Source organism: Chryseobacterium formosum, assembly GCF_026460885.1.
In the GTDB taxonomy this organism is placed as follows: Bacteria; Bacteroidota; Bacteroidia; order Flavobacteriales; family Weeksellaceae; genus Chryseobacterium; species Chryseobacterium formosus.
In genome coordinates, this window is record NZ_JAOVZW010000020.1 from 44576 (window position 1) to 59396 (window position 14821).

The 14821-nt window shown below is 35.4% G+C and carries 13 protein-coding genes; 5 read left to right on the plus strand and 8 right to left on the minus strand.

Annotation, left to right across the window (positions count from 1 at the left end):
* Positions 1–51: 51 nt before the first annotated feature.
* On the plus strand, positions 52–582 hold the full coding sequence (locus OF897_RS16435; protein ID WP_267266757.1) for a hypothetical protein: 531 nt from the start codon (positions 52–54) through the stop codon (positions 580–582).
* A 2-nt stretch (positions 583–584) separates the two neighbouring features.
* Here OF897_RS16435 and OF897_RS16440 read toward each other — a convergent pair whose 3' ends face one another.
* The gene (locus tag OF897_RS16440; protein ID WP_267266758.1) at positions 585–971 is read right to left on the minus strand and encodes a DUF779 domain-containing protein; all 387 of its coding nucleotides are present in this window, start codon (positions 969–971) and stop codon (positions 585–587) included.
* A 286-nt stretch (positions 972–1257) separates the two neighbouring features.
* Positions 1258–2787: an aldehyde dehydrogenase family protein gene (locus tag OF897_RS16445; protein WP_267266759.1), complete on the minus strand. Its 1530-nt coding sequence runs from the start codon at positions 2785–2787 to the stop codon at positions 1258–1260.
* A gap of 179 nt (positions 2788–2966) precedes the next feature.
* On the opposite strand from OF897_RS16445, the gene OF897_RS16450 reads away from it, so the two are divergent.
* Positions 2967–3884: a helix-turn-helix domain-containing protein gene (locus OF897_RS16450; protein ID WP_267266760.1), complete on the plus strand. Its 918-nt coding sequence runs from the start codon at positions 2967–2969 to the stop codon at positions 3882–3884.
* Between the two features lie 41 nt (positions 3885–3925).
* Here OF897_RS16450 and OF897_RS16455 read toward each other — a convergent pair whose 3' ends face one another.
* The 6 genes from OF897_RS16455 to OF897_RS16480 all read right to left on the minus strand — a co-directional run bounded on the left by OF897_RS16455 (position 3926) and on the right by OF897_RS16480 (position 10948).
* A complete protein-coding gene (locus OF897_RS16455) occupies positions 3926–5251 on the minus strand; it encodes a hydroxymethylglutaryl-CoA synthase family protein (protein ID WP_267266761.1) in 1326 nt (441 codons plus the stop codon).
* Positions 5252–5389: 138 nt separating this feature from the next.
* A complete protein-coding gene (locus tag OF897_RS16460; protein ID WP_267266762.1) occupies positions 5390–6220 on the minus strand; it encodes a T9SS type A sorting domain-containing protein in 831 nt (276 codons plus the stop codon).
* 160 nt (positions 6221–6380) lie between these two features.
* Entirely contained in the window at positions 6381–8891 is a 2511-nt protein-coding gene (locus OF897_RS16465) for a M1 family metallopeptidase (RefSeq protein ID WP_267266763.1), read from the minus strand.
* A 65-nt stretch (positions 8892–8956) separates the two neighbouring features.
* On the minus strand, positions 8957–9175 hold the full coding sequence (locus OF897_RS16470; RefSeq protein WP_267266764.1) for a hypothetical protein: 219 nt from the start codon (positions 9173–9175) through the stop codon (positions 8957–8959).
* A 74-nt stretch (positions 9176–9249) separates the two neighbouring features.
* On the minus strand, positions 9250–10044 hold the full coding sequence (locus OF897_RS16475; protein ID WP_267266765.1) for a thymidylate synthase: 795 nt from the start codon (positions 10042–10044) through the stop codon (positions 9250–9252).
* A gap of 154 nt (positions 10045–10198) precedes the next feature.
* Complete coding sequence (locus OF897_RS16480; protein ID WP_267266766.1) at positions 10199–10948, minus strand: SDR family NAD(P)-dependent oxidoreductase; 750 nt, start codon at positions 10946–10948, stop codon at positions 10199–10201.
* 228 nt (positions 10949–11176) lie between these two features.
* Here OF897_RS16480 and OF897_RS16485 point away from each other — a divergent pair, with 228 nt between their 5' ends.
* The 3 genes from OF897_RS16485 to OF897_RS16495 all read left to right on the plus strand — a co-directional run bounded on the left by OF897_RS16485 (position 11177) and on the right by OF897_RS16495 (position 14599).
* Positions 11177–12481 (plus strand): TolC family protein, encoded by a 1305-nt coding sequence (locus OF897_RS16485; RefSeq protein WP_267266767.1) that lies wholly within the window; start codon positions 11177–11179, stop codon positions 12479–12481.
* Between the two features lie 25 nt (positions 12482–12506).
* Positions 12507–13760, plus strand: coding sequence for an efflux RND transporter periplasmic adaptor subunit (locus tag OF897_RS16490; RefSeq protein ID WP_267266768.1), 1254 nt, complete (start codon positions 12507–12509; stop codon positions 13758–13760).
* A gap of 101 nt (positions 13761–13861) precedes the next feature.
* Entirely contained in the window at positions 13862–14599 is a 738-nt protein-coding gene (locus OF897_RS16495; RefSeq protein WP_323809071.1) for an ABC transporter ATP-binding protein, read from the plus strand.
* The last annotated feature ends 222 nt before the right edge of the window (positions 14600–14821 follow it).

A 14821-nucleotide genomic window follows, 5' to 3' on the forward strand; every position in this document is an offset into this window, starting at 1 on the left:
ATTCTCGCAGATTTTGTTGATGAAGCAGATTGATTCTAATACTAAGATTATATGACTTCTTTTTTCAAAAACATTGGACTTTATGATCATTTAAATTTCGAAATTGAAATGAATAAATCTGAATTTGTTGAGCACTTGAAAAAAATCACGTACAAAACAAACACTAGTTTTATATCATTCATTCCGGATCATGGAATCCCTACAAGATATGAATACAGAGGATTAATCAGTGCAGACAACTTTATTATAAAAAGAAGAAAACATTTATTTGATATTAATATTTATCGTTCTATTATCAAAGGAAATATTGTAGAAGAAAAGAATAAAACAGTCATTAAAATAGAATTTACTCCCTTCATTTATCCTCTTATAGCTTCTATAATAGGAATTTTTCTTTTCCTTTTTATCGCATCACAAGAAATTCAAAACAACGAAAATTATTTCTTAATTGTCATTCCAATATTGATAACAATCATTCAGTATTTTATTTTAAAAAGAAATATTAAGAGAGATAAATATGATTTTGAAAGAGAATTAAATTTTATTGCTTCGAAATATAATCAGTTTAAAAGTTATCAGTAAAATCATTCACTTCGTTTTACAGGCTCCAAATTTTTCAATTCTTCTGGTGTAAATAATCGGTAATGTACTTTAAAAGTTTTTCCTAAAGGTGTTTCCAGTGAAAATCCGCCTGGTCCGAAGCCTTCGAGAATATCTAATGTGAAATGGGAATATTGCCAATATTCGAATAAATCACGGTCAATCCAAAATTCATGTCCGTTGATGGTTCCGATCATGGCATCATTCATTCTTGGAAAATATCCGCCTTTCTCGAAACATTGGGGTTGTGTTCCTTCACAACATCCACCCGCCTGATAAAACATCAGGTCACCATGTTTTTTTTTAAGTTCCCATACTACTTCCAATGCTTTTTCTGTAACCGAGAGTCTTGATATTTTTTTTGTTTCCATTTTATTTTCTTTTTATTATTTAAAGCCAAATTTTCTCTGAGAATACTTTAATTATTGATAAAGTTAAAAAAACCTGACAATAAAAAAATTACGTCAGGTCTTAACAAGAATAATATAATCTAGCGTGTTTTTATAACTTTTTTTGCGTGAAGGATAGTAAGGGTATCGCCAAAGGCGAGAGTGCGGAGCGAAGCGGAGTACCGAAACGAAGTGCAGCCCTGGATAGCCTGACCGTCTTGCCTCGTTGCATAACGAGGCAAACGGACACGCCCCTAATATTTAAAAATTAAAAGAAACCTAATTTGTTTTTGTTGTAAGAAATCAACATGTTTTTCGTTTGACGGTAATGGTCGAGCATCATTTTGTGGTTTTCTCTACCGATTCCTGACTGCTTGTAACCTCCGAAAGGTGCTCCTGCCGGATATGAGTGATATTGGTTCACCCAAACTCTACCTGCTTCAATGTGGCGTGGAACATTGTATAACTGATGCGCATCTCTCGTCCAAACTCCCGCTCCAAGACCGTAAATTGTATCGTTTGCAATTTTTAACGCTTCTGCTTCATCCTTGAAAGTAGTGAACGCTAAAACTGGTCCAAAAATCTCTTCCTGGAAGATTCTCATTCTGTTATTTCCTTTGAAAATAGTTGGCTGAATGTAATATCCTTCTTCCAAACCTTCACCTACATTGTTCACATCACCTCCTACAAGAACTTCTGCGCCTTCTTCTTTTCCTAATTTGATGTAAGAAAGAATCTTGTCTTTCTGAATCTTAGAAGCTTGGGCTCCCATCATTACGGTTTTATCTAAAGGATTTCCGACTTTGATTGCTTTCACTCTTTCGATTACTTTAGCGATGAATGCATCTGCAATATCTTCCTGAACCAATAATCTTGATGGACAAGTACAGATTTCACCCTGATTTAAGGCAAATAAAACCGCTCCTTCAATAGCTTTATCTAAAAATTCATCATCTGCATCCATTACCGAATTGAAGAATACGTTGGGTGATTTCCCACCTAGCTCCAGCGTTACCGGAATGATATTTTCTGTTGCGTACTGCATTACCAAGCGACCAGTTGCCGTAGAACCTGTGAAAGCTGCCTTGTTCACTTTTGGATTGGTAACCAAAGCTCTTCCTAATTCCGCTCCGAAACCATTCACAATATTTACAACTCCCGCTGGAAGCAAATCGCCAATTAATTCCATCAAAACTAAAATAGAAACTGGAGTGCTTTCTGCCGGTTTCAAGACAACACAGTTTCCTGCAGCCAAAGCCGGAGCTAATTTCCAAACAGCCATTAGAATCGGAAAGTTCCAAGGAATAATTTGAGCAATAACTCCAAGAGGTTCGTGAACGATAAGTGAAACCGTATCTTTATCTAATTCATTATGAGAACCTTCTTCAGCTCTGATAACCGAAGCAAAATATCTGAAATGATCAATCGCCAAAGGAATATCCGCAGCTAAAGTTTCTCTCACTGCTTTACCGTTATCAATAGTTTCTACCGTTGCGATATACTCTAAATTCTGCTCGATTCTGTCGGCAATTTTATTTAAAATAACACTTCTTTCCGTTGAGGAAGTGTTTTTCCATGTTTTGAATGCTTCAGTTGCTGCATTTACAGCCAATTCTAAATCTTCTTTCGACGAATGTGCTGCCTGTGTGAAGACTTTTCCGTCAACAGGAGAAACAACATCGAAATATTGCCCGTTAACCGGTGCAGTAAACTGTCCGTTAATATAATTATTATACTGATTTTTAAACTCAGGTCTTTGTAGTAAAGTGCCTGATTCTTGTTGTGTTGCTGTGCTCATTTTAGTTTGTTTTAATTTTTCTGTTAAGCCAAGTTACATAGCCATAAAACATTTGAATAGCATAATCCTACAAAAGAATACTAAAATAGTACAACCGTCTAATTTTATATTTTTATTAACAAGTGAATCGCCAATTAATTTCTATATTTGGAATAAGAGGTCTTGAAAAATGTTTAGAAATGAATGATAACAAGTTTTTATTAAATACTCCTGAATTAAAGAAGGAAAATCAGCTTTTAAACTTAGTTGAAAATCAGACATTATTCAACCTGAACAATTGTGAATTCAGTATTTATGAAACACATAAGGCTGCTTACGATGTAAAACTGCATTTTGATAATATTGCTTTTACCGCAATGCTTCGAGGAAAAAAGCACATGAAGCTCGAAAACAAAACCAATTATTTTGATTATCATCCCGGGGAAAGCGTTTTGGTTGCTCCCGGAGAAACAATGGTGATTGATTTCCCTGATGCAGATGAAACTCCATCACAATGTATTTCATTAAGCTTAAACCCTGAATTTATCGAAAACTCTCTGAATCATCTCAATTATCACCTCCCGAAAGTTGACGAAACTTCAACTTGGAATATACAATTAGATGAATATTTTCTGTTTAACAATAAATCTTTAGCTTCGGCCACCAATAATATTATGAGAATTGCAATGGATGATAATTCGCAAAAAGATATTATGGCAGATTTCGCTTTAAAGGAATTATTAATCAGATTAATGCAAACTCAGGCAAGAACAATGGTAGAGAAAAATGTAGCTAAAAATAAATCAAGAATCGGTTTTGCAGTAGATTATATTAAAAACAATCTTCATCAAAAACTTTCTATTGACAGTATTGCGAAACTGGCTTATGTGAGTAAATCTAATTTCTTTAAAATGTTCAAAGACGAATTAGGGACTTCACCTAATGATTTTATTCTGCAGGAAAGAATTGGCAGAGCTAAAGAATTGTTAGCTTTAAATAACAGCATCAAAGAAACTGCTTTTCAGACCGGTTTTTCTGACACGAATTACTTTACGAGAGTTTTTAAGCAGTTGGTTGGTGTGACGCCGAAGAGTTTTCAGAATAAGGTGATTATCTAAATGATAAAAGCACCTCAATTGAGATGCTTTCATTTTATTTATTATTTAAAACCGTAATATCTCGCTCCTTTCAGCACAGGATTTTCCATTTCTACAGATTCCAAACCAAATCCGTTATAATCAGGATTTACAGAATGTTCAAGCTGTTTTCTGTGTAGTTTTTCGTAAGTATCAAAATCAATAGCTAAACGGTTATTCAAGTTTTCGAATAAATTCCATTTTGCGACTATGTTTTTCCAGTTTTCCGAAATTTTTCCGGCAAAAACTTTTGATTTTGAACCACTTCCATAACCAACGAATCCTATTTCTTTTCCATTTAATTCTTCATTTTCATCAAAAGAAGTTTGCAATCCTGAAAGTAATGCCATAAAAATTGAAGCGGTGTACATATTTCCAATCTCCGAAGATGCTCGTTGCGTTTTCTCAATTTTATTATTAATAAACTGAATATAGTTTTCAGATTTAGCAACTGCTTTTTGTTCTTCAGCATTTGAATAAGGAAGATTGTTTTCTAAGCTGTAAATTTCTGTAAAAACTCTTTTCCCATGAAATGCATACGGAAGATGGAAAATAAGATATTTCCAGTTTTCAGAAGGTTTTGTTTTACCAGAAACTTCTTCATAATGCTGATAAGCTTCCCTGATTCTATCCTGATAACATTGGTTGGAATATTGTCCGTCAAAAACTGGTTCGTCGGTGAAGACTTCAATCTTATCGGGAAAGTTTTCGGGAGCATTCGTTAAATCTTCTTTTTTGAAATGTCTTCTTGGTTTAAAAAAGTCAAAAACAGATTCTGTAGCGACTCCCCAATTATTTTCAATTTCAATTAAATCTGGGTTTGCAGAGATCAAAAGTGAAACTGCTCCTCCACCTTGAGTATATTCGCCGGAAGAAGCCAATTCGTATTTTGCATAATCACTTGCAATGACCACTGCTTTTTTATCAGGATTTACTCTTACAAAATCTAATGAATTGTGAAGCGCATCTACGGCGCCGATACACGCAAAAGTCATATCAACCACATCACAGTTTTTGAAGCACCTTTCGCCAAACTCGGCTTCCAAAACTTTTTCTACCATTTGCATTACATAGGAAGCAGTCGGTTTTGCGGCATCGATTGCACTTTCAGTACCTAAATAAATACGGGAAATTTCTTTTGGATTGATTTGATAATCTTTGATTAATTTTAGCAAAGCTTCTGCAGCAAATGTTGCAGCATCTTCATGAACATCAGGAAGCCCCATTTTGTGTAAACCTAAACCTTTCTCTAGTTTTGCAGGTTCGATTCCTCTTTTTTCTGCTAAATCTTTAATTTCCAAGTACAAAGAAGGCACATAATAACTCGCTGCCTCAATTCCAAAACCCATAATCGTTAAATTTTAAACTAATTTATGAAAGATGTTGCAAAAAAGACTGGATAATCGTCTAAATTTTTAACGAATAAACAAAAAAGCATCTCTATGGAGATGCTTTGAAATTATATACAAATAAATTAAACTTATAATTTATTTTTTAATCATTTTAAATGTTTCTATTCCTAATTTTGTTTCACCGGTTACAATATATGTTCCGCTTGGTAATGCAGAAACATCTAATCTACCTTGATTTGAATCTGTTTTGTGATGTTGAATTTTTTGACCTACACTGTTATACACTGTAATCTGATTCACTTTTTCGCTGCTCTTATAATTTAATACATTTTCCGCAGGATTTGGATAGTAACTGATTGATGATTTTACAGTTTTTTTAACATCATTTACACTTAAATTTGCTCCTGAAACCACAACCGCATCCACTAATGTAGAATATCCGTAATCTGTTTCACATTCAATAGCAATTTGATAAGTATTTGATGGAATACCAATGGCTCCCGAAGAAGTCCATGCTGTAATGTTAGAATGAAATTCAGCAAGCTGAACCCAAGCGGAAGTTGCTGAAGTTCTAAAGAAAACTCTTAGCCAGTTTTGATCGGGATTCCAATAAGGATTTATATAATAAAAACTCACCGTTGGATTAGTAACCGCAGATAAATTTAAAACAGGACTCACCAATTTTGTTTTATCAAAGTTATGTGAAGTCCCAGGATAATTTGCAAATTTAGTTCCATCATATGCTGTAACTCCCGAACTTCCTGTACTTGCTGTAGAAGCAAAAGTCCAAGACATATTATTTACTTCATAAATTTGAGTCCAGCTTGCTCTTGTAGGGGAACTGTCTTCAAAAGTTTCGGTCCACGGAAATGTGGTAATTTGAGCATTTACTCCGATTAATGAGAGAACTGCAATCGCAAAACTCAATCGTTTTGTTAAAAATCCAGAAAGTAATTTTGTTTTCATAATATCTATATTTTACGTTAGTTTAATACCAAATATACAATTTAAATTTAAAAAAATTAACAAATAAACAAAATAATATTCAAAAAACTAATAAAACAATCACTCATATAACAAAAAAACCACTATCAATTATAGTGGTTTAAAATTTTTCTAAAGAAATTTACTTAAAATTTTCAATTGCCTTATTAATAGCATCAATCTGAGGATTAATGCTTGAAGCTTTTTGCGGATTTTGTTTAAGAAGTTCCATTTTCTTGTTTAAACCGTCTTTCAACATTTGGCTGATCATCATTTTTACTTGCGGATTATCTCCCATTTGTCCTTTAGCCTGATCTAAAATCTTAGTAATATTTTCAGTAGCTTTCAAATTATCCGAAGACATAATCCAATTGTATCCTTCTTCTGCAACTTTCCCTAATTCAGGATTTTGAAATTTGATGAAAGGGTAAAAAGCAGCAACCGGAGTAATATTTGCCATTTGTGAAGTCACTTTATTTTTAACCACAATGGGTAACAACTGATTCAACATTTCTTCAGAAGCTCCTTCCAAATCAATTTTATCAGCTAGAGCATTTGCTTTTGTTGGATCAACGGTAATAATTGACGCTAATGAATTTGTTTTTACCGAATTGGATACTGCATTGATTCCTTTTTCAAAAATCGGAACGTATTTTTTATCTTTAGTTTTTGCTAATGCAGCAATTGCAGCACCCTGAACTAAAGTTTTGGGATCATTTGAAGCTAATTTTTCGACTTCACTTCCCAAAGTTTTCATTTGCTCAGGAATACTTAAATCTATTAATTCCAAAGCTTTAATTCTGATTCTGAAGAAAGGATCTTTTAAAGCTGCAGCCAATAATTTTGTAGCCGCAGGATTTTTTCCAACCTGATCTTTAATACCGTTTAAGGCAATATATTTACTTTTAAATTCTTTCGAACCTGTAAATTGCAATAAATTCTGCTCCGGAGTTTTAGAATCTGTAACATCAGCAAGTAAGACTCCATCTGAATTGATATTAACTAAATCAGGATTTTTAGATGAATCAAAAGTGAAAGTATTTTTTGCCGTTGCGTTTGCCCAAACATTATATCTTTTAGGTTTTCCGTTATCGTAAACATCGATTGCCAAAGGAAATTCGAACGGTAAATCTTGTGATTGACTCAAAGTAACCGTAACCTGTTTTTTTACGGGTTCATAAGAAGTTGTATAGCTCAATTTCGGATTTCCGCTTCCAAAATACCACTGATTAAAGAACCAGTTTAAATCTTTACCGGAAACTTTTTCGAATGATAATCTTAATTGATGCGCTTCCGCATTTTTAAATTCGTTGGTTTTAAGATAATCTGTAATTCCTGCAAAAAAGGCATCATCGCCAAGATAATTTCTCAACATGTGAAGAATTCCGCCACCTTTTTGATAAGTAACCAGATCGAAAACATCTTCACGAGAACCATAATCAAATCTCACTAAATTTTTCTTAAAATCAGAAGGATTGTGAATGTAATGATTCACATCTTCCATTTGATGATAATCTGCCTGATCTTTTCCGTATTTAAACTCGTTCCAAAGATATTCTGAATAGTTGGCGAAAGATTCGTTAACCGTTAAGTTACTCCAGCTTTCAGCAGTTACCAAATCTCCAAACCAATGGTGAAACAATTCGTGAGCAATCGTATCTTCCCATTTATTTTCATCGATTAGTTGTCCCGGTTTTTGAAGAATATCACTTCCGTGAAGTGTTGCAGTGGTATTTTCCATTGCGCCACTTACATAATCTCTACCAGAAATTTGTGCATATTTAGCCCAAGGATAATCGTAACCCAGTTTTTTAGAGAAAAAATCGATCATTTCCGGAGTGTTTCCGTAAATCTGTTTTGCGTACGGCTCGTATTCTTTTTCTATATAATAATCTACGGGAATATTTTTCCATTTATCTTTTACAACAGCATATTCACCAACTCCCATAAAGAAAAGATATGTTGAATGTCTTTTATCCATTACCCAATGATCGGTTCTTTCACCGTTGGATTCTTTTTTTGATTCTTTTAAAATCCCGTTAGAAAGTGTAACGTATTTATCAGGAACCGTCATGAAAATTTCCTGAGTTGTCTTCTGATTAGGTTTATCGATTGTCGGGAACCAAGCGGAAGATGATTCAGTTTCACCTTGAGTCCAGATTTGAGTTGGTTTATCCGCGTCTTTACCTTGAGCATTGATGAAATACAGACCTTTTGCATCATTAATTGCAGCACTTCCTTGTTGTTTCACCTCATTCGGACGAGAAGTGTATTTAATATAAACCGTGTAGTCCTGATTTTTCGTGTACGTTTTATCTAAATTAATCTTTAAAACATCATTTTTGTAATCATATTTCAAAGGAGATTTTTTGCCGTTATTATCCAATGCCACTTCATGAATTAACATTCCTTTCGCATCAAGAATCAACTCGTTCGAAGCATAAAAATAGGGAGAAGCCGTTAACCATTCTTCACCATTCATCTGCTCCTTCTGATAATCAAAATTGACTTTTAGTTTGGTGTGTTTAAGTTCTGTAACTTTGGTATGAGTTGCTCTGTAGACTTTTTCTCTTCCTGAAGTTTCCGTTTGTGCAGATACATTTGCGGAAAATAAAACTCCAAGTATTGCAATCGATAAAATGGCCTTTTTCATTATTATTTATTTAAAAAGCATTCAGAATATGAATGTTCTGAAGCTTACTTTGTTATTTTTTTAGATTATTTCTTGATCAGAATGTCAAAAATATCGCTGACTAATGTTTCGTAATCACCTTTTTTCAACTGTTCTTTTGTTTTTGCAAAAGCTTTCTTCAATTCACTTTCAGGATTTTCATCGTCGATAATTTCAATTTCATTTATTCCTTTTACCTGCAGCAAAAGTTCCTTTAATTTTTCGACATCCGTATTTTCTTCAATATTGATTTTAAGTGATTTCATAGTGAATAAGTTGAATTTTTGTGCTGAAAGTTACAAAAAAAGTGAAGCTTTGTACTTCACTTTACATTTTTAGGTTATATTGCCACCGGCGCTTTAATCCCTGGATGCGGGTCATAATTTTCCAAAGTAAAATCTTCAAAATCAAAATTAAAAATATCTTTGATTTCAGGATTCAGTTTCATTGTTGGTAAAGGTCTGGTTTCTCGGGAAAGCTGTCTGTTGACTTGCTCAAAGTGATTGTTATAAATATGAACATCACCAAAAGTATGAACGTAGTCGCCAACTTTCAATCCAGTAACCTGCGCGACCATCATCAATAAAAGCGCATAACTTGCAATATTGAAAGGAACTCCCAAGAAAACATCCGCACTTCTTTGGTACAACTGAAGTGATAATTTTCCATCAGCTACATAAAACTGAAACAATGCGTGACAAGGTGCCAAAGCCATATTCGGAATTTCGGCAGCGTTCCAAGCGGAAACAATTAATCTACGGGAATCTGGATTTTTTTTGATTTGCTCGATAACTTCAGAAAACTGGTCAACTACTTTTCCATCTGCGCCGTTCCAGCTTCTCCATTGTGCGCCGTAGACAGGACCTAAATCTCCATTTTCATCAGCCCATTCATTCCAAATGGAAACGCCGTTGTCAGTCAGATATTTGGTATTTGTATCACCTTTGATGAACCAAAGCAACTCATAAATAATTGACTTTAAATGAACCTTTTTGGTCGTAACCAAAGGAAATCCTTTCGACAAATCATAACGCAGTTGGTAACCGAAAACGCTTCGTGTTCCCGTTCCCGTTCTGTCGGTTTTATCGGTTCCGTTGTCTAAAATATGCTGAAGTAAATCTAGGTAGTTTTGCATTGCGAAAAATTATCAGCTTCAAATTTAAAAAAAACTAAGTTCAAAATCTTCATTTCAAACTTAAAGTTATCCATATCAATACGATTTCGATTTTCTATCATAAAAAAAGCATTCACAAAAACTGAATGCTTCAAATAATTTTATTTTCTAAATATTAAACCGCCGTATAACCACCATCAACAAGATAATAACCGCCAGTCATAAAAGAAGATTTATCAGAACTTAGGAAAAGAACCAATTCCGCAACTTCCTCAGGTCTTCCTAATCTTCCCATTGGATGTTTGGCTATTAATGCTTCTTTCATATCGCCACTTGCACTTTCCAAAAGTGGCGTTTCGATATAAGCTGGACCAACTGCGTTACAACGGATATTTTTCTCTCCGTATTCTGCACCGATATTTTTGGTTAATCCGACAACTGCGTGTTTTGAAGTCGTGTAAGCCGAAGAAAGTGGCGCTGCAACAGTTCCGTGGATTGATGCGATGTTGACGATAACGCCGCCTCCATTTTTCTCCATTTGAGTTAATTCATATTTACAGCCATAGAAAACACCATCAAGATTCACATCAAGAACTTTTTTCCAGCTGTCGATGCTGTAATCTCCTGTTAATTTTTGTTCGCCACCAATTCCCGCATTGTTGCAGGCAATATCCAATCTTCCGTAAGCTTCTACAGTCGCGTTAACAAGAGCTTCAACCTGTTCAGGATTTGAAGTGTCAGCTTTTACAAAAGTCGCTTCTCCGCCTTTGGATTTGATTTCTTCAACAGCTGATTTTCCGTGTTCTTCATTGATGTCGGAAACCACAACTTTTGCGCCTTCATTAGCGTATAATTTTGCGATGGCAAGTCCAATTCCTGAACCTGCACCTGTAACCAAAGCTACTTTATTGTCTAGAATTTTCATAATAAATGAAATTTTAATTTGTTTATTGATGCTCTATTTAAAGCAAAAATGATGCAAAGCAAACGGGTCTTACAGTTAATTATTTCTTAAATGTTTCATACTGAATCAATGGTTAAATTTCTCATCGAAACAATTCTAACTTTCTTCTATGAAATCCCTCGGTTCGTCTATTAGATTTGATATTATTTTCTATATGAAACAACTTTGTTCCCGTAAAACAGACGAACAATGCGAAAATATATCATCATATTGCTTTTCATCGGAATCCTTGCGCCGGCTCAAAAAGTCTGGACGCTTGAAGATTGTCTTGATTACGCTGTACAAAATAACATTACCGTTAAAAAAACGGTTTTGGACAAGACGACCGCTTCCTTGAATTATCAACAGCAGAAAAATAACAAGCTTCCGACAATCTACGGGACAACTTCTTTAGGTTTGACGAATGGTTCCAGCATCGACCCGATTACGAGTTCATTTACGAATCAGAATATTTTGTCAAATAGTTTTGGTTTGAGTGGAAATATGACGATTTATCAAGGGAACAAATTGAATCTTCAAATCGAACAGAACAAAATGATTCTCGACCAGTCTTCATTATATCAGAAACAAGCTGAAAACAGTATCGTTTTGAACGTTCTGAATGCGTATTTGCAGGCTTTATATTATTATGAAGGAATCGAAAGTGCAAAATACACAGCCAGTTCTTCCGCGCAGGAATTGAAATTGACTCAGACTAAATTTAAAAACGGAGCGATTTCAAAATTGGATTTGGCGGATGTCGAAACTCAGGATGCGCAGAATCAATACACGGTTGTGAACAGCGAAAATCTCTACAATCAACAGGTTTTAAAATTAAAACAATTATTGGAGCTTGACCCAAGCGTTGATTTTCAAATCGAAAAAATAAAACTGACAGATTTAATGGAATCCATTCCGGATAAGCAACAGGTTTTTGCTCAAGCGATAGAAAACCTTCCGGATTTGAAGATTTATGATTCTCAAAACGAGATTCTTGCAAAAGCACTTGAAATTACAAAAGCTGGTTACAAACCGACACTTTCGGCAACTGCTGGTTTGAATACTGGTTACACAAGTACACAGGATTACAGCTATTTCAATCAGTTTAAAAACAATTTCAACAAGTCGGTTGGCTTATCTCTGAATGTCCCAATTTTCTCGAAAAAGCAAAATGATACAAATGTCAAACTAGCTCAAATCGATATCGAACAGAATAAACTGGATAAAATAAGCGCAAGTAAGAGTTTGTATTCATCCATCGAGACAGCTTGGCAAAATGTAATTGCGAATCAAGCTCAGCAAAAATCTTCGAAAGTGGCAAGAGACAATGCGAAACTCGCTTATGATTTGGCCAGTAAAAAATATGAGTTCGGAGGTTTGACAACAACGGAATTGGCTGTAAGCAGAAACACTTATTTGACGAATGAACAAACTTATCTTCAGTCAAAATATATGTCGGTTTTGTACACTCAACTACTGAATTTCTATCAAGGAAAAGCATTAACTGTCAATTAAAAATAACAGGAAAAACATCAAGATTATGAATCCAAAATATAAAAAATACTTCAAAAATTCCATTATCGTTCTTGTTTCGGCGATTGTTATTTTCTTCGTTTATAAATATTTTACAACAGAAAAAACGAGCAATATTGAGGTTCAAACTGTAAAATTAACGAAGCAGAATGTTACAACTTCGGTTACTGCGACCGGAACTGTAGAACCTGTTGACCAGGTAGATGTGGGAACACAGGTTTCAGGAATCATCAATAACATTTATGTTGATTATAATTCTCAGGTTAAAAAAGGTCAGCTTTTGGCAGAATTGGACAAAACCAATCTTCAGGAATCTGTGAACAATGCTTTAGCGCAATACAATGCATCGCTCAACGAACTGAATTATTACCAGCAAAACTTTAATCGTCAAAGTAATATGTTCAAATCCGGCGTCATCAGCAAAGCAGATTACGAGCAGGCTTCTTATCAGGTTAAAAATTCTCAAGAAACCGTAAGTCAGAGAAAAACAGCTTTGGCGCAGGCGAGAACCAATTTGAGTTATGCCAATATTTACGCTCCGATTGACGGCATTATTTTGAGCAGAGAAGTGGAAGAAGGACAAACTGTACAGGCAAGTATGACAACGCCAACGCTTTTTACCATCGCAAAAGATATTACCAAAATGCAGGTGGAAGCGGATGTGGATGAAGCCGATATAGGCGGAGTGGAAGTTGGTCAGCGCGTAAGTTTCACGGTGGATGCTTACCCTCAGGAAGATTTCAGCGGTCGTGTTCGTCAGGTTCGTTTGTCGGCAACTACAGAATCCAATGTTGTGACTTACACCGTAATCATCGATGCAGATAATCCTGAACAAAAATTGAAACCAGGTTTGACAGCTACCATCACGATTTTCACTCAGGAATTAAAAGATACCAATACAGTTCCGGCTTCGGCAATTGCTTTCAGTCTTGATACGGAAACTTTGCAGAAATATTATCAGCAAAATCAAATGACGGCGAAAATTCCCGAAATCAAAACAGGAAAAAACAAGGAAAAATATATTTGGATTAAAAATAATGACGGAAGCCTTTCCCAGAAACAAATCACAATCGGAATCAATGACGGAATCAATATTCAGGTTGTCAACGGACTTTCAGGAAATGAACAAATCGTAACCTCACTTGACGAACAATCAGAACCTGTAGCAAAATCGAGCGGAGACGGAAGCAGTCCATTTATGCCGAAAAGACCTAGCAATAACAACAAAAAATCAAGTTCCAACCAAGGTCCACCGAATTAATTGAGTTGAGAGTTGTCGGTTGATAGTTGACAGAAACTTCAAACTTCAAATCTCAAACTTAAATAAATCTAACAACCATCAACTGTAAACCAACAACTACAATGAAACCCATCATCAAAATAGAAAACCTGAAACGCGAATTCAGAATGGGCGACGAAATCGTTCACGCTTTGAAAGGCATCGATTTGACCATCAACGAAGGCGAATTTGTGACGATTATGGGAACCAGCGGTTCGGGAAAATCAACGTTCCTCAATGTTTTGGGATGTCTCGACCAGCCGACTTCGGGAACTTACGAACTGGACGGCGTTTTGGTCAAAGATTTAAACAAAAACCAACTGGCAGAAATCAGGAATACCAAAATCGGATTCATATTTCAATCCTACAATTTATTGGCTAGAACCAGTGCGCTGGAAAACGTAGAATTGCCTTTGCTCTACAATTCCAAAGTGTCGGCGGAAGAGAGAAGGGAGCGCGCTGTGAAAGCTTTGAAACAGGTCGGTTTGGAAAGCAGAATGGGACACGTTCCGAGTCAGCTTTCAGGCGGACAACAACAGAGAGTTGCGATTGCGAGAGCCTTGGTCAATCATCCGATAATCCTTTTGGCAGATGAGGCAACCGGAAATCTCGATACCAGAACGTCTTACGAAGTGATGAATCTTTTTCAGGAACTCAACGACCAAGGAATCACGATTGGATTTGTAACACACGAGGACGATATTGCCAAATTCAGCAAACGAACTGTGATTTTGAGAGACGGAATCATCAAAGAAGACAAACAAGTAGAAAACCGACTGATTGCCAAAGACGAATTAGTAAAACTTCCAAAAGCAGAATAAATTTTTGATTCCGTCGAACCACTTTGTTAGGTTTGGGTAGCTAATCCGCCTTCCGCTCCCAATCTTTTTTGCAGACGATTTCGGTCTAAATAGAACTTTAAGGTTGGCAAAAAAGGATTTCCGCTCAAGTCGGGCTACGAGTGATTCAACGTTTAAATGCGACGTTTGTCATTCTGAACGAAGCAAAGCGCAGTGAAGAATCTCAAAATAAAATGACAATGA